We start from the raw sequence: 16,152 nt of genomic DNA, 5'->3' as shown, positions 1-16,152 counted from the left end.
CTCGTTGTCAGTGTCGAGTACTACCGTGCCCAGGGTGCGAACTCATATCGTCTGGGACTGGAACGGGACCCTCTTTCACGACATGGAGGCGGTGCTCGGCGCGAGCAACGCTGCCTTCGCGACGGTCGGCGCGCCCCCGCTGACCCTGGAGCGCTACCGGGAGCTCTACGAGATCCCGATCCCGCGCTTCTACCAGCGCGCGCTGGGTTTCCAGCCGAGCAGTGCCGAGTGGGAGCGCCTGGACGCCGCCTTCCAGCAGAGCTACTCGCAGTTGAGCGGCGGCTGCGGCCTGACCGAGGGCGCCGTCGGCCTGCTCAGCGCCTGGGCGGCCGAGGGCGGCACGCAGTCGCTGCTCTCGATGTACGCGCACGAGCGGCTGGTCCCGACCGTCGAGGGCCTCGGGATAGCGGAGCACTTCCTGCGGGTGGACGGCCGCACCGGGCCCTCGCACGGCCAGAAGGCCGCCTCGCTGGTGCGCCACCTGGCGGCGCTCGGAGCGCGGGTCGAGCCGTCCCGCACCGTGCTGATCGGCGACGCGGCGGACGACGCGCTGGCGGCGCTGGAGGTCGGCGCGCACGCCGTGCTCTACACCGGCGGCTCGCACACCCGGGCGAACCTGGAGCCGGTCGGCGTCCCCGTGGTGGACAGCCTGGCGGAGGCCGTCGAGCTGGCGAGGCAACTCACAGCCTGAACCGTGTGTCGTCCCGGGCCGATCGCCGCCGCAGTCGTCAATCTGGTTTGACGCACGGGCGGACCTTGCCCGTGCGCTCTCTACGAGCGGAGCCGGCATGCCCATGGACGCGGTCACCCAGGTGCCCACCCCCAGCAACGAGCCGGTGCAGCAGTACGCGCCTGGCAGTCCGGAGCGGGCCCGGCTGGAGCTGCGCCTGGCGGAGCTGGCGGCCGAGCAGATCCCGCTGCCGATGACCATCGGCGGCGAGCAGCGGTTCGGCTCCGGCGCCCGGGTCGACGTGGTCCAGCCGCACCACCACGCCGCCAAACTGGGCGTGCTCGGCAACGCCACCCGGGAGGACGCCAAGCTCGCGGTGGACGCCGCGCTGGCGGCCGGGCGGGAGTGGCGCGCGCTCTCCTTCGACGACCGGGCCGCCGTCTTCCTGCGCGCCGCCGACCTGCTGGCCGGCCCCTGGCGGGAGACCCTGAACGCGGCCACCATGCTGGGCCAGTCCAAGACGGTCCAGCAGGCCGAGATCGACGCGGCCTGCGAGCTGATCGACTTCTGGCGCTACAACGTGCACTTCGCCCGGCAGATCCTGGCCGACCAGCCGCACTCCTCGCCCGGCGTGTGGAACCGCACCGACCACCGGCCGCTGGAGGGCTTCGTCTACGCCGTCACGCCGTTCAACTTCACCGCGATCGCCGGCAACCTGCCCACCGCGCCCGCCCTGCTGGGCAACACCGTGGTCTGGAAGCCGGCGCCCACCCAGACCTTCGCCGCCTGCCTGCTGATGCGCCTGCTGGAGGCGGCCGGCCTGCCGCCCGGGGTGATCAACCTGGTCACCGGAGACGGCCAGGCGCTCTCCGAGGTGGCCCTGGCCAGCCCGCAGCTGGCCGGCCTGCACTTCACCGGCTCGACGAGGACCTTCCAGTCGCTCTGGCAGACCATCGGCGCCAACATCGCCGGCTACCGCAGTTATCCCCGGGTGGTGGGGGAGACCGGCGGCAAGGACTTCCTGATCGCGCACCGCTCGGCCGACCCGCAGATCCTCAAGACCGCGCTGATCCGCGGCGCCTTCGAGTACCAGGGCCAGAAGTGCTCGGCGCTCTCCCGCGCCTATCTGCCGCGCAGCGTGTGGCAGCGGATCAAGGACGACTTCCTGGCCGAGGTGGACGCCCTGACGGTGGGCGATGTCAGCGACCTCTCCAACTTCATGGGCGCGCTGATCGACGACCGCGCCTTCGCCAAGAACAAGGCCGCCATCGACCGCGCCCGCCTGGACCCGACCATCGAGCTGGCGGCCGGCGGCCAGTACGACGACGCGATCGGCTACTTCGTGCGCCCGACCGTGCTGGTCTGCGCCGACCAGCGCAACGAGATCTTCTCCACCGAGTACTTCGGCCCGATCCTGTCGGTGCAGATCTACGAGGACAGCCGCTGGGAGGACGCGCTGCGCCGGGTGGACAGCGCCGCGCCGTACGGCCTGACCGGTGCGGTGATCGCCCAGGACCGCTACGCGATCGCCCAGGCCGTCGAGGAGCTGCGGTTCACCGCGGGCAACTTCTACATCAACGACAAGCCGACCGGCGCCGTGGTCGGCCAGCAGCCGTTCGGCGGCGGCCGGGCCTCGGGGACCAACGACAAGGCGGGTGCCGCGCAGAACCTGCTGCGGTGGACCTCGGCCCGTTCGATCAAGGAGACCTTCGTGCCGCCGACCGACTATCGGCACCCGTACATGCGCTGAGCGGACGACTAGTGTGACAGGTATCACATTGATCGGTCGAAGCCACGGCAGGCGACCCCAGGCACGGCTGGCACCCCCTTCCCCACCGGGTGACAGGCACATCGGCGAGTGGGCCGACCTGGGGTTCCTTGGACAAGGTGTCCAGGAATGTGCGATCTTCCTACAGCTTTGCGCCTCCCTGTCCCCTGACACCTTCGTTTCCGCCGGTTAGGCTGACTGGCGTCGTCGGGGCGTCCCGCAGGCCGAAAGACCTGTCGTACCCAGGCAAAGGGCTCTTCAAGCGTGCCTTGAGCGTCTTTCGTCCGGAATGTGCGGGAGGATTGCGGGCAGACCCGGCGGTGCACACCCACCACCACCGAGTCACGCAACGGCGCGCGACAGGAGCCAAAGAGCCATGCAGACCAAGCTGGACGCAGCCAAGGCCGAACTGCTCGCGAAAGCAGCAGCAGCCGCTGAGAACAGCCAGGTGGGGGGAGCGGCGCCAGGGGAAGGTCTCAGCAACGGTGCTCTGACCGCGTACCTGCACCACTACTACCTCCACACCGCCCCCGACGACCTGGTCGACCGGGACCCGGTTGACGTCTACGGCGCGGCCGCCTCCCACTACCGGCTGGGCCTCAAGCGCCCGCAGGGCACCGCCGAGGTCCGGGTCTACACCCCGAGCGTCGACGAGAACGGTTGGGCCAGCGGCCACACCGTGGTCGAGGTGGTCACCGACGACATGCCCTTCCTGGTCGACTCGGTCACCAACGAGTTGTCCCGCCAGGACCGGGCGATCCACCTGGTGATCCACCCCCAGCTGGTCGTACGCCGTGACATCACCGGCAAGCTGCTGGAGATCCTCGACATCGACGCCTGCTCGCGCAGTCAGTCCTCGGGCCGCGAGTGGCCCGCCGACGCGACCGTCGAGTCCTGGATGCACGTCGAGATCGACCGCGAGACCGACCGCGAGGACCTGCAGGCCATCGAGTCCGGCCTGCGCCGCGTCCTCGGTGACGTCCGCGAGGTGGTCGAGGACTGGGCGAAGATGCGCACCAGCGCGCTGCGCCTGGCCGACGAGCTCGCCGAGGTGCCCCCGGCCCACCTGCCCGAGCAGGAGGTCGGCGAGGCCTGGGAGCTGATGCGCTGGCTGGCCGACGACCACTTCACCTTCCTCGGCTACCGCGAGTACGACCTGGTCGAGCACGAGGGCGAGGAGGTGCTGCGCGCGATCCCCGGCACCGGCCTGGGCATCCTGCGCTCCGACCCGCTCAGCCACGACACCGACCACCACCCGGTCAGCGAGTCCTTCGGCCGCCTTTCCGCCCCCGTCCGGGCGAAGGCGCACGAGAAGAAGCTGCTCGTGCTGACCAAGGCGAACTCGCGGGCGACCGTGCACCGCCCGTCCTACCTCGACTACGTCGGGGTGAAGAAGTTCGACGCCAACGGCAACGTGATCGGCGAGCGCCGCTTCCTCGGCCTGTTCTCCTCCGCCGCCTACACCGAGTCGGTCACCCGGATCCCGGTGGTGCGCCGCAAGGTCCAGGAGGTGCTGGCGGGCTCGGGCTTCAGCAGCGAGAGCCACGACGGCCGCGACCTGCTGCAGATCCTGGAGACCTTCCCGCGCGACGAGATCTTCCAGACTCCCGCCGAGGAGCTGCTGGAGATCGCCAGCAGCGTGCTCTACCTGCAGGAGCGGCGCAAGCTGCGGCTGTTCCTGCGTCAGGACGAGTACGGCCGCTACTTCTCCGCCCTGGTCTACCTGCCGCGCGACCGCTACACCACGCGGATCCGGCTGCGCCTGATGGAGATCCTGATGGCGGAGCTGAACGGCGCCGCCATCGACTACACGGTCTGGTCCACCGAGTCGGTGCTGACCCGACTGCACTTCGTGGTGCGGGTGGCGCCCGGCAGCGAGCTGCCCGAGCTGACCGAGGTCGAGATCGAGCGGATCGAGGCCAAGCTGGCCGAGGCCGCCCGGTTCTGGATGGACGGCTTCAACGACCAGCTGCACATCGAGCTGGGCGAGGAGAAGGCCGCGGAGCTCGCGCACCGCTACGCCAACGCCTTCCCCGACGGCTACCGCGCCGACTTCACCGCGCGCACCGCCGTCGCCGACCTCAAGCAGATCGAGGCGCTGCACGGCGAGGGCGACTTCCGGCTGAACCTCTACCAGCCGGTCGGCGCGGGCGACGACGAGCGCCGCTTCAAGATCTACCGGGTCGGCGGCCCGATCTCGCTGACCGAGGTCCTGCCGGTGCTGCAGCGCCTGGGCGTCGAGGTGCTCGACGAGCACCCGTACGCGCTGCGCCGCTCGGACTCCACCACGGCCTGGGTCTACGACTTCGGTCTGCAGCTGCGCGAGGCCACCGAGCTCAGCGACGAGGCCCGCGAGCGCTTCCAGGAGGCCTTCGCGGCCACCTGGACCGGCCGCGCCGAGAACGACGGCTTCAACGGCCTGATCCTCACCGCCGGCCTGAACTGGCGTCAGGCCGTCGTGCTGCGCGCGCTGGCCAAGTACCTCCGGCAGGCCGGGAGCACCTTCTCCCAGGACTACATGGAGGACGCGCTCCGCAACAACGCCCACACCACCCGGCTGCTGGTCAACCTCTTCGAGGCACGCCTGAGCCCGGGTCACCAGATGGGCGCGGACGAGCTGTGCGAGGGCATCCTCGAGGAGCTCACCGGCGCGCTGGACGAGGTCGTGTCGCTGGACGAGGACCGCATCCTGCGCTCCTTCCTGCACCTGATCACGGCCACCCTGCGGACCAACTTCTTCCAGCGCGCGGCGGACGGCGACTGGCACTCCTACGTGTCGATGAAGTTCGACCCGCACGCCATCCCGGACCTGCCCGCGCCGCGCCCGGCCTTCGAGATCTGGGTCTACTCGCCCCAGGTCGAGGGCGTGCACCTGCGCTTCGGCAAGGTCGCCCGCGGTGGTCTGCGCTGGTCCGACCGGCGCGAGGACTTCCGTACCGAGATCCTGGGCCTGGTCAAGGCCCAGATGGTCAAGAACACCGTGATCGTCCCGGTCGGCGCCAAGGGCGGCTTCGTCGCCAAGCAGCTGCCGGACCCGGCGGTGGACCGCGACGCGTGGCTCGCCGAGGGCATCTCGTCCTACAAGACCTTCATCTCGGCGCTGCTGGACATCACCGACAACCTCCAGGGCGGCGCGGTCGTCCACCCGGTCGACGTGGTCCGCCACGACGAGGACGACACCTACCTGGTGGTCGCCGCCGACAAGGGCACCGCGACCTTCTCGGACATCGCCAACGGCGTGGCCGAGGAGTACGGCTTCTGGCTGGGCGACGCCTTCGCCTCGGGCGGCTCGGCCGGCTACGACCACAAGGGCATGGGCATCACGGCCCGCGGCGCCTGGGAGTCCGTCAAGCGCAACTTCCGCGAGCTGGGCCACGACACCCAGAGCGAGGACTTCACCGTCGTCGGCATCGGCGACATGTCCGGTGACGTGTTCGGCAACGGCATGCTGCTCAGCGAGCACATCCGGCTGGTGGCCGCCTTCGACCACCGGCACATCTTCCTGGACCCGAACCCGGACGCGGCGGTGTCCTTCGCCGAGCGCCGGCGGCTCTTCGACCTGCCGCGCAGCTCCTGGGACGACTACGACAAGTCGCTGATCTCGGCAGGCGGCGGGATCTTCCCGCGCAGCGCCAAGTCGATCCAGCTGACCGCGCAGGTGCGCTCCGTGCTCGGCATCGCCGAGAGCCGGGTCACCCCGGCCGAGCTGATGAAGGCGATCCTGCAGGCGCCCGTCGACCTGTTCTGGAACGGCGGCATCGGCACCTACATCAAGGCCGAGCGGGAGACCAACGCGGACGTCGGCGACAAGGCCAACGACCCGATCCGGGTGAACGGCGGCCAGGTCCGCGCCCAGGTCATCGGCGAGGGCGGCAACCTCGGCTGCACCCAGCTGGGCCGCATCGAGTACGCCCAGGTCGGCGGCCCGGCGGGCACCGGCGGCTGGATCAACACCGACGCCATCGACAACTCGGCCGGCGTGGACACCTCGGACCACGAGGTGAACATCAAGATCCTGCTCAACCGGGTGGTCGCCGAGGGCGACATGACGGTCAAGCAGCGCAACGCCGTGCTGGCCGAGATGACCGAGGAGGTCGGCGACCTCGTCCTGCGCAACAACTACGCGCAGAACGTCGTGCTGGCCAACGCCGTCGCCCAGGCGCACAGCATGGTCAATGTGCACTCGCGGATGATCAACCGGCTGGAGGCCGACGGCCTGCTCGACCGGGGCATCGAGTTCCTGCCGACCGAGCGCCAGATCCGTGAGCGCCAGCAGAACGGCCACGGGCTCACCCAGCCCGAGCTGTCCGTCCTGCTCGCCTACACGAAGATCACGCTGGCCGACGAGCTGCTCGCCACCGAGCTGCCCGACGACCCGTACTTCCGCGACACCCTGCACGCGTACTTCCCCACCGCGCTGCGCGAGCGGTTCGCCGAGGCGATCGACGCGCACGCGCTGCGCCGGGAGATCATCACCACCCTGATCGTCAACGACACGATCAACCGCGGTGGCTGCACCTTCGCGTTCCGCCTCCGCGAGGAGACCGGGGCGACCTACGAGGAGATCGCCCGTACGCACACCGCGGCCCGCGCGGTCTTCGGCCTGGAGAACATCTGGGACCAGGCCGAGGGCTTCGACAACCAGGTCCCGGCCGACGTGCTGACCCGGGTGCGGCTGCACTCGCGCCGGCTGGTCGAGCGGGCCACCCGCTGGATGCTCAACAACCGCCGCCAGCCGCTGGACATCGCGGGCACCATCGCGTTCTTCCAGGAGCGGGTGGACCAGGTGTGGAGCAGCCTGCCGAAGCCGCTGCGCGGTGAGGACCTGGCCTGGTTCGAGAAGATCTACGGCGAGCTGGTCCAGGCCGGTGTGCCGGTGGCGCTGGCCACCCGGGTCGCGGGGCTCTCCTCGACCTTCCCGGCGCTGGACATCACCGAGGTCGCGGACCGCTCCGGCAAGGACGTGCACGAGGTCGCCGACCTCTACTACGACCTCGCCGACCGGCTGGGCATCACCCACCTGCTGGACCGGATCATCGAGCTGCCGCGCACCGACCGGTGGTCCTCGATGGCCCGCGCGGCGATCCGCGAGGACCTCTTCGCGGCGCACGCCGTCCTCACCGCCGACATCCTGGCCTGCGGGCCCGAGGGTGCCACGGCCGAGGAGCGCTACAAGGCCTGGGCCGAGCTGAACGGCGGCCTGCTCTCGCGGGCCAAGACCACGCTCGACGACATAAGGGGTTCGGACACCTATGAGCTGTCCAGCCTCTCGGTGGCCATGCGGGTGATCCGCACGCTGCTGCGCACGGGTTCGATGCGCTGAGCCTGACGGCTGACGCCGACGGGACCGCACCTTCGGGTGCGGTCCCGTCGGCGTTTCCCGTTGCTACGCCTGGGTCCCTACGGCTGCGCGGCGCGCTGCAGGGCGCTGGCGAGCAGGGCCAGGTCGGTCGGGCCGTTGCCCAGCTCACGCACCGGGCGGCGGGTCGGCGGGGTGCCGAGCTGGGCCGGGTCTATCGCGACCACGGTGGGGCGCAGGGTGGCGGTGCGGGGGATCCGGCCGCTGACCCGGGCGGTCTGGAAGGCCAGCACCGCGCCGTCCGGGCGGCGCAGATAGCCGCGGCCCGGATTCTCCTCGGGCACCGCCGCGGCGTCGTCGACGCTGACCAGCAGGTCGGAGTCGGACGGGTGGTCGGTGCGCAGCGCGATCCGCCACAGCGCCGCATCGTCCACCGCGTTGCCCGCGGACAGGTCGGGCCGGCCGGTGGCGACCACCAGGTGCACGCCCAGGCGTCCGCCGCGCTCGGCCACCGCGGCCAGCGCGCGGGCCAGCGGCCGGCCGGCCGGCGAGGTGGGGGCGAGCAGCGCGTCGTAGTCGTCGACCACCACGACCAGCCGGGCGGGCAGCGCGGGGAGTGTGCTGACGGTGGCCACAGCGCCGGCGCCGGCGGCGGCCACTGGCGCGGACGCCTCGGCGGACCGCGGGCGGACCAGCGCGGAGGTGCGGGCCGTGAGCGCCTGCTCGGCGTACCAGGAGGTGAACGGGCGGCCCTGGAAGAGCTCCTCGCGGCGGGTCAGCTCCTCCAGCAGCGCGTCCGCGGTGAGCATCGCCTGCCGGGGGTCGGCGTCGGCGTCGAGATGCCCGGTGACGTGCGGCAGTTCGGCGCAGCCGGCCAGGCCGGCGCCGCGGCCCTCGATCAGCAGGACGCTCAGCCGGTCGGGGCGCTCGCCGACCGCGAGCGAGGCTACCAGGGTGCGCAGCAGCTCGCTCTTGCCCGCGCCGCGCGCTCCGCCGACCAGCAGGTGCTGGTGGCCGGCCGGGTCGGGGGCGGCCAGGTCGACGGTGCAGAGGTCGTCGCGGGTGGTGCCGAGCAGGGCGGCGGCGGTGCCGGTGGTGGCGGGCAGGTCGTCCCAGCGAGCCGAGAGCTTGGCGGGGGTGACGGTGTCCAGCTGGAGCAGGTCGAGCAGGCGCAGCGCGTCCGGCAGCGGGCCGCGGGCCGTCGGGGCGGCCTCGCGCAGCGGGGCCAGTGCCCGGGCCAGCCGTTCGGCCCAGGCGGGCGAGACGGCGTCCAGCGAGATCTCGTCGATCGCGCACCGGCTGCCGTCCGGGTCGGGCAGGTCGAGGCGCAGCTGGGTGGCGACCTCGCCGGTGACCGCCGCGGTGGCGCCGAGCCCGGCGGGCAGCTGCTCGGGGCGCTCGGCCAGGCAGAGCGGGAAGATCCCGGCCGCCGGACCCTGGCGGACCAGCAGCTCCAGCTGCCCGCGGGCCCGCTCGGAGCCCGGGTCGCCGTCCACCACCAGGACGGTGGCGGGCAGCGGCTGGTCCTCGGCCAGCCGGGCGGTCAGCTCGGACAGCCGATCCTCGGCCTGCGCGGGGTCCAGGCCGATCAGCAGCCGGCAGTCCTGGCCCTGTCCGGGGCGCAGGTGCGGCAGCCAGAGCGACCAGGCCCAGTCCTGGACCCGCTCCTCGGCGGCGCGGTGCTCGTCGGCGCCCAGCACCACCAGGCTCAGGCCGCTCGGCGGGTGCAGCGCGGCGAGCTGGCCGACCAGGGCGCGGGCGAGCCCGTTCAGCCGGGACCGCGGGCCGGTCAGGCCGAGGCTGCCGACGGCCTGCAGGTCGACGGTGACCGGGACGGCCGGCAGGACCGTGCCGGGGGTGGTGCCGGGGCCGCCCAAGGGGGTCCCCCCGGCCGAAGGCTGGGGGAGGTCGGCGGTGCCCAGGCGCAGGGTGAGCGTGTCGGGGTGGGCGGGCAGCCGCTCCCAGAGCCGGGCGCCGGGGTCGAGCGCCTCCAGCAGCAGGGCGGCCGGGTCGGGCCAGCGCTCGCGCTGGGCTGCGGCCTGCCGGGTACGCGCCCGGGCGTGCTGCTGGGCCGCGTCCGCGGGGGCGGCGGCCGGGCCGCCGAGGCCCAGCGTGCGGGAGAGCAGCGAGCGGGCGCGGCCCGGGCTGCCGGCGGGGGGCGGCTCGGGGACGTCCGGTGGCGGGTCGGCGGGGTGCGAGGCGCGGGGCGGGGCGGCGACCTGGAGGTGGCCGAGGCCGTCCGGGGTGGTGCCGCGGGCGTCCTCGGGGCGGGGCGGGGCCAGCACCAGGGTGGACTCGCCCAGTCGGAGCAGGGCGCCCTCGGGCAGCGGCAGCTCGTCGCCGGTCAGCGGCCTGCCGTCGAGCGTCGTGCCGTTGGTGGAGCCGAGGTCGCGCACGGTGACCTCGCCGTCGGTGCCCAGGTGCAGGGCGAGGTGCAGGCGGGAGACGTCCGGGTCGTCGAGCGGGACGTCGGCCTCGCTGGAGCGGCCGACCCGGATCTGCCGGCCGTGCAGGTGGTGGACGCCGCCCGCGTCGGGGCCGCCGACCACCCGCAGCTCGGCGGCGGCGTCGGAGCGGCGCCCGCCGTGGTCGTCCCCGACGGCCTCCGGGTCGGGCTCGTTCAGGGCCAGCACCGCGCCGTCCAGCAGCGGGGGGTGGCCGAGCAGGGTGCGTTCGTCGATCCGCTGGGCACCGGCGTAGAGGTGCACATGGGTGGCGCTGCGCGGCCCGCGCACGCCGGCCGCGCCGGCCAGCGCCCCGGCGACCAGGCCGAGGGCGGTGCCCACCGGTGCGGTGACCAGCACGTCGGTGGCGGGCGCGGCGCCGACCGAGCCGCCGCGGGGCCGGAGGACCGTCAGCCGGATCTGCATCTCGCCCGGGGTTCCCCTCTGCTCGTGATGACGGCCTGATGGCTTCGGAACCCCGCTCCACGGAACAGGACAACCGCCGGACCACAGGAGTGCGTTCTCATCCTGCCACCAGCCGCTGACAGTCCGCGCACGGTACCGGATTTGACGATCTTGTGATCATCGCCATGGTGAAGCCGACGGGCACTCAGGTCAACCCGCAATTCCCCCGATCCCGCCAGGTCGGACCAACCGGACGGCCCTCTCCTGCGTCCGTCCCCATGAGGAGTGATACGGACACCGTTAGAGTTGCCGCACATACGGGCTGAGACGGTTGATCCCAAGCTCGCGGCGTCGGCAGGGCGAGGAGTGCACCAGGTGCGGCCGGTAGGCAGCAAGTATCTGCTCGAGGAGACCCTCGGGCGCGGTGCCACGGGCACCGTCTGGCGCGCCAGGGTGCGCGAGGACGTCGTACTGCCGGACCTGAGCCCAGGGCAGCAGGTCGCGATCAAGGTGCTCAAGGAGGAGCTGGCCGCCGATCCGGACATCGTGCTGCGCTTCCTGCGCGAGCGCTCGGTGCTGCTGCGGCTCAACCACCCCAACATCGTCCGGGTGCGTGACCTGGTCGTCGAGGGCGAGCTGCTCGCCCTGGTGATGGACCTGGTCGAGGGCCCCGACCTCTACCGCTACCTGCGCAGCAACGGCCCGCTCAGCCCGATCGCCGGGTCGCTGCTGATGGCCCAGGTCGCCGACGCGCTCGCGGTCAGCCACGCCGACGGCATCGTGCACCGCGACCTCAAGCCCGCCAACGTGCTGCTGGCGACCGTGTTCGTGGACGGCGTCCACGGGGGCACCTCCCGGCCGGAGGCTGGGGGCGAGCAGATGCACCCGATGCTCACCGACTTCGGCATCGCGCGGCTCGCGGACTCCCCGGGGATCACCAGGACCAGCGAGTTCGTCGGCACCCCGACCTATGTGGCGCCGGAGTCGGCGAGCGGGCAGCCGCAGACCTCCGCGGTGGACGTCTACGGCGCCGGCATCATGCTCTACGAGCTGGTCACCGGCCGACCGCCGTTCCAGGGCGACGGGCCGATCCAGGTGCTGCACGCGCACCTCGCCCAGGAGCCGCAGCGCCCGCCCGGGATGCCCGAGCCGCTGTGGACGGTGGTCGAGCGCTGCCTGCGCAAGGACCCGGCGCAGCGGCCGAGCGCCACCTCGCTGGCCCAGGCGCTGCGGGTGGTGGCGGCCGGGGTGGGCGTGCACGCCTCCCCGGCGGCGGTGGACGCGGCGATCGCGGTGGGCGAGCTGCTGCTGCCCGAGGAGCAGCCGGCCGAGGTGCCGGGCACCGGGCCCGGCTACACGCTGCCGGGGGAGCCGGCCGTGCCGCCGGCCGGACGCTTCGACCCGTCGGCCGCCACGCAGGTGATGGCCTCCGGTGCCGCGGTGTCCGCCGAGGAGCGGACCAGGCTGATGCCCGCGGGCATGCCGGCGCCGACCGGCCCGGGCGGGCCCGTGCAGGCCCCGCAGGCCGCTCAGGCCCCGCAGCCCGAGGGCCCGCACCCGTGGCAGACCCAGCTGCGGGCCGCTCGGGACCGGAACCAGCAGACCCAGGTCTTCGCCGCCGAGGAGTACGGCGAGCCCCAGGTGGCGCCGCGCCCGTACCAGGCCGGCCAGGGCGGCTACCCGCCCCCGGGCTACCCGCAGGACCCGGGCTACCGCGGCCAGGGCTACCCGCAGCCGCCGCAGCCGGGCTACGGCTACCAGCAGCAGCCCGGTCCCGGGCCCGACCCGCGTTACGCAGACCCGCGCTACGCAGACCCGCGCCAGGGCGGCGGCGACCAGGGCCGGCCCGGCTACGGCCGCCAGGAGCGCCCACCGGTCGCGCCGGCCCCCTACCAAGCAGGCCGGCCGGCCGGTCCCGGCGGTCCGGGGGGTCCGGGCCGTCCGGGTGCGCCGCAGGGCTACCGGGAGCAGCAGGCGCCGCCGTCCGGGCAGCCGTACCAGCAGGCGCCGGTGCCCGCCGGGATGTCCGCGCGCCGCCCGGAGCCGCCGCTGCCGCGCGAACGGGAGCGCGAGCGCGAGCGGGAGGCCGAGCCCGTCCGCGAGCCGGAGCCGCGGCAGCGTCGCGAGCCCCGCCAGCGCAGCCGCAACCGGATGTACATCCCGGGCCTCGGCTGCCTCAAGGGCTGCCTGATGGTGCTGCTGATCCTCGCGGTGGCCGCCGTCGCGCTGTGGAACTTCACACCGCTGCCGCACTACTGGGCCAACATCCAGCACTGGTACTCCGCGAGCAGCGGCTGGATCTCCAGCACCTGGCACTCCGTCACGGGGAACTGACGCCACGGGGAACTGACGCCGCACCCGACGGCCGGCTTTGCAGCTTTGTCGATATTTCACAAGATTTGTCGCCAAGTGCCGCCCGGCGAAGGCCCCGGGAGGTGCCTCGGAGGGCGCCGGGACGCGTAGGTTGGTCGGTGACGCACCGACCTACCGAGCGCTCCCGGAACCCCGACGGGGGATCGGGAACACTCCCGCCGCCCACGGAGCAGCATTGGCACGCAAGATCGGCAGCCGGTACACCGTGCACCAGGTGATCGGCAGGGGGTCCGCCGGCACCGTGTGGCTGGGCGAGGGCCCCGACGGGCCGGTGGCCGTGAAACTGCTGCGCGAGGACCTCGCCTCCGACCAGGTGCTGGTGGGCCGCTTCGTCCAGGAGCGGGCCGCGCTGACCGGTCTCGACCACCCCCGGGTGGTCGGCGTGCACGACATGGTGGTGGACGGCGACGACCTGGCGCTGGTGATGGAGTTGGTGCACGGCAGCGACCTGCGCTCCCGGCTGGAGCGCGAGGGCGTGCTGGCACCGCAGGCCGCCGTCTCGGTGATCGCGGACGTCGCCGACGGCCTGGCCGCCGCGCACGCCGCCGGGATCGTGCACCGCGACGTCAAGCCGGAGAACGTGATGCTCGACCTGGCCGAACCGCCGGGGCCGGGCGGGGCTCCGCGCGCCAAGCTCACCGACTTCGGCATCGCCCGCCTGGTGGACGCCCCGCGCCGGACCCGGGCCACCCGGATCATCGGCACTCCCGACTACCTGGCCCCCGAGATCATCGAGGGCCTGGAGCCGCGCGCCGCCGTCGACATCTACGCGCTGGCCACCGTGCTCTACGAGCTGCTGGCCGGCTTCACGCCGTTCGGCGGTGGGCACACCGGTGCGGTGCTGCGCCGGCACGTCACCGAGAGCGTGCCGCCCGTCCCCGGGCTGCCGGACGGCCTGTGGCGGATCATCGCCGAGTGCCTGGCCAAGGCGCCGGCCTCCCGGCTGCGCGCGGCCGAGCTCGCCGACCGGCTGCGCGAGCAGCTGCCGGCGCTGGCCGGTCTGCCGCCGCTGGTGCTGCCGGCCCAGGGCCGGCCGCCGGTCGAGGAGGCGCCGACCGCCCTGGAGGCGGTCTACGCCGAGGCGGACACCGGCACGGGGGCCCACCGCCGCCGGCGCGGTCCGGCCGTCCCGCTGGTCCCGGCGCCCGCGCCGGACTCCACCCGGGACACCCACACCAGCCTGCGCCGCCCCAGCGCTCAGGAGCTGGCGGCGTACGCCGCCGAGTCGCGCGCCCAGCGGGCGGCGCCCGCGGCGGCGCACCGCAGGGGGCGCCGGGCCCTGGTGCGCCGGCGGCGGCTGCTCGCCGTGCTGCTGGCCGTCGTGCTGCTGCTGGCCGGGGCCGCAGCGGCGTACACGGCCTTTGCGGCGGGCCCGTCGGAGGGCCCCGGCAGGGCGGCCCCGGCGGTCACCTCCTACCGGCCGGTCCCAACGCCCCCCGCGAGCCATTAGGCTGGAGGCGTGGCAGCCGTCGATCCTTCCGAAGCGCTCAAGTCCCTCGAAACGACCATGGGGTCCATCGAGGCCGTCCTCGACCTGGACAAGATCCGGGCCGACCTGGCACGTCTGGAGGAGGAGGCAGGGGCCCCCGACCTCTGGGACGACCTCGCGAATGCGCAGAAGGTCACCAGTCGGCTCTCCTTCCTCCAGGGCGAACTGCGCCGGGTCCAGACCCTGCGCAGCCGGATCGAGGACCTGGCCGTGATGTACGAGCTCGCCGAGGCCGAGAACGACGCGGACACCCGCACCGAGGCCGACGCCGAGCTGGTCTCGCTGCAGAAGGCGATCGAGGAGCTGGAGGTCCGCACGCTGCTCTCCGGTGAGTACGACGCCCGCGAGGCCCTGGTCAACATCCGGGCCGAGGCCGGTGGCGTGGACGCCGCCGACTTCGCCGAGCAGCTGATGCGGATGTACCTGCGCTGGGCCGAGCGGCACGGCTACCCGACCGAGGTCTACGACACCTCGTACGCGGAGGAGGCCGGCATCAAGTCCGCCACCTTCAGCGTCAAGGTCCCGTACGCCTACGGCACGCTCTCCGTCGAGCAGGGCACCCACCGCCTGGTGCGGATCTCGCCGTTCGACAACCAGGGCCGCCGGCAGACCTCGTTCGCGGGCGTCGAGGTGCTCCCGGTCGTCCAGCAGAGCGACCACGTGGACATCGACGAGACCGAGCTGCGGATCGACGTGTACCGCGCCTCCGGCCCCGGCGGCCAGGGCGTCAACACCACCGACTCGGCGGTCCGGATCACCCACCTGCCGACCGGCGTGGTGGTCTCCTGCCAGAACGAGCGCTCGCAGATCCAGAACAAGGCGTCCGCGATGAACGTCCTGCAGGCCAAGCTGCTGGAGCGGCGACGCCAGGAGGAGCGGGCCCTGATGGACTCGCTCAAGGGCGAGGGCAGCTCCTGGGGCAACCAGATGCGCTCCTACGTGCTGCACCCGTACCAGATGGTCAAGGACCTGCGGACCGAGCACGAGGTCAACAACCCGCAGGCCGTGCTCGACGGCGACATCGACGGCTTCATCGAGGCCGGCATCCGCTGGCGCAAGCAGAGCGAGGCCGCCGAGTAGAGCGGCATGGCGAGAGGGCCCCGGAAGCGTGCTTCCGGGGCCCTCTGGCTTGTCTACGGTGCTTCGGGGCCGCCTCAGGCCAGCGCCTGCCGGGCGATCATCGCCACGGCCAGCAGGGCTGCGATCAGCGCCAGCAGGGCAACCGGGGAGATCGAGGCGAACGGGTTGTGCTGCTCCTCGTGCCGGGCCCGGTAGGCACGGCAGACGTGGCAGCGGCCCTCGCTCACGCGGCCGGCGCAGTTGGCGCACACCAGATGGTCGCACGTCATGCGATCTCCTCCTTGCTGCTACTGCCCACGCAATACTGCCAACGCTTCGGGCGGGCTCTTGGTTCCGCTGCCCGCAGCTATCCCCTCTACTCTGCCAGGTTCCGGAGCATCCGGCTCCCGGGGTCGGGGAAGCAGAGTGGCGAATCCGGGGAGAAATGTGCACATAAGCCAACAAACCGCGCATTGACCTCGCAGGCTGTGAGGTGGCTCCTAATTTTCCGGTCATTCCTCCCCAAGAGCGGACAATTCATCAGCTTTTCGATGGGCGAGGTATGCGCGGGCCTCCGCGGGTCGCGTATGGTCCCAAGCCGGGGGAGGCGCGCAGAGGTGCTTCCGCCTCCGTCCCCGGTCGGAT

The 16,152-nt window shown here is 72.8% G+C and carries 8 protein-coding genes; 6 read left to right on the top strand and 2 right to left on the bottom strand.

Translation table 11 applies throughout. The features are described from left to right. Positions 1-34: 34 nt before the first annotated feature. The 3 genes from P3T34_RS14965 (at position 35) to P3T34_RS14955 (ending at position 7,761) form a co-directional block, all read left to right on the top strand. Positions 35-691, top strand: a complete 657-nt coding sequence (locus P3T34_RS14965; RefSeq protein WP_280666531.1) for an HAD hydrolase-like protein — start codon at positions 35-37, stop codon at positions 689-691. A 103-nt stretch (positions 692-794) separates the two neighbouring features. Next, positions 795-2,420, top strand: a complete 1,626-nt coding sequence (pruA, locus tag P3T34_RS14960; protein ID WP_280672106.1) for an L-glutamate gamma-semialdehyde dehydrogenase — start codon at positions 795-797, stop codon at positions 2,418-2,420. 394 nt (positions 2,421-2,814) lie between these two features. Beyond that, entirely contained in the window at positions 2,815-7,761 is a 4,947-nt protein-coding gene (locus tag P3T34_RS14955; RefSeq protein WP_280666530.1) for an NAD-glutamate dehydrogenase, read from the top strand. A gap of 77 nt (positions 7,762-7,838) precedes the next feature. Here P3T34_RS14955 and P3T34_RS14950 read toward each other — a convergent pair whose 3' ends face one another. Next, on the bottom strand, positions 7,839-10,607 hold the full coding sequence (locus tag P3T34_RS14950) for an FtsK/SpoIIIE domain-containing protein (RefSeq protein ID WP_280666529.1): 2,769 nt from the start codon (positions 10,605-10,607) through the stop codon (positions 7,839-7,841). 354 nt (positions 10,608-10,961) lie between these two features. Here P3T34_RS14950 and P3T34_RS14945 point away from each other — a divergent pair, with 354 nt between their 5' ends. The 3 genes from P3T34_RS14945 to prfB all read left to right on the top strand — a co-directional run bounded on the left by P3T34_RS14945 (position 10,962) and on the right by prfB (position 15,528). Then, the gene (locus P3T34_RS14945) at positions 10,962-12,920 is read left to right on the top strand and encodes a serine/threonine-protein kinase (protein ID WP_280666528.1); all 1,959 of its coding nucleotides are present in this window, start codon (positions 10,962-10,964) and stop codon (positions 12,918-12,920) included. A 214-nt stretch (positions 12,921-13,134) separates the two neighbouring features. Next, positions 13,135-14,409 (top strand): serine/threonine-protein kinase, encoded by a 1,275-nt coding sequence (locus P3T34_RS14940; protein ID WP_280666527.1) that lies wholly within the window; start codon positions 13,135-13,137, stop codon positions 14,407-14,409. 9 nt (positions 14,410-14,418) lie between these two features. Continuing rightward, entirely contained in the window at positions 14,419-15,528 is a 1,110-nt protein-coding gene (gene prfB / locus P3T34_RS14935) for a peptide chain release factor 2 (protein WP_280666526.1), read from the top strand. 74 nt (positions 15,529-15,602) lie between these two features. On the opposite strand, the gene P3T34_RS14930 is transcribed toward prfB, so the two are convergent. Then, positions 15,603-15,797 (bottom strand): hypothetical protein, encoded by a 195-nt coding sequence (locus tag P3T34_RS14930; RefSeq protein WP_280666525.1) that lies wholly within the window; start codon positions 15,795-15,797, stop codon positions 15,603-15,605. Positions 15,798-16,152 lie beyond the last annotated feature (355 nt).

The organism is Kitasatospora sp. MAP12-44 (genome assembly GCF_029892095.1).
In the GTDB taxonomy this organism is placed as follows: domain Bacteria; phylum Actinomycetota; class Actinomycetes; order Streptomycetales; family Streptomycetaceae; genus Kitasatospora.
Note: the sequence above shows the minus strand (reverse complement) of the source record. Positions and strands in the feature narration are given on the sequence as shown.

What these genes read in the sequence shown, in the direction of transcription:
- pruA (WP_280672106.1), top strand. Translation starts at nt 795, where the DNA reads ATGGACGCGGTCACCCAGGTGCCCACCCCCAGCAACGAGCCGGTGCAG.
- P3T34_RS14955 (WP_280666530.1), top strand. Translation starts at nt 2,815, where the DNA reads ATGCAGACCAAGCTGGACGCAGCCAAGGCCGAACTGCTCGCGAAAGCA.
- P3T34_RS14930 (WP_280666525.1), bottom strand. Translation starts at nt 15,797, where the DNA reads ATGACGTGCGACCATCTGGTGTGCGCCAACTGCGCCGGCCGCGTGAGC.
- P3T34_RS14950 (WP_280666529.1), bottom strand. Translation starts at nt 10,607, where the DNA reads ATGCAGATCCGGCTGACGGTCCTCCGGCCCCGCGGCGGCTCGGTCGGC.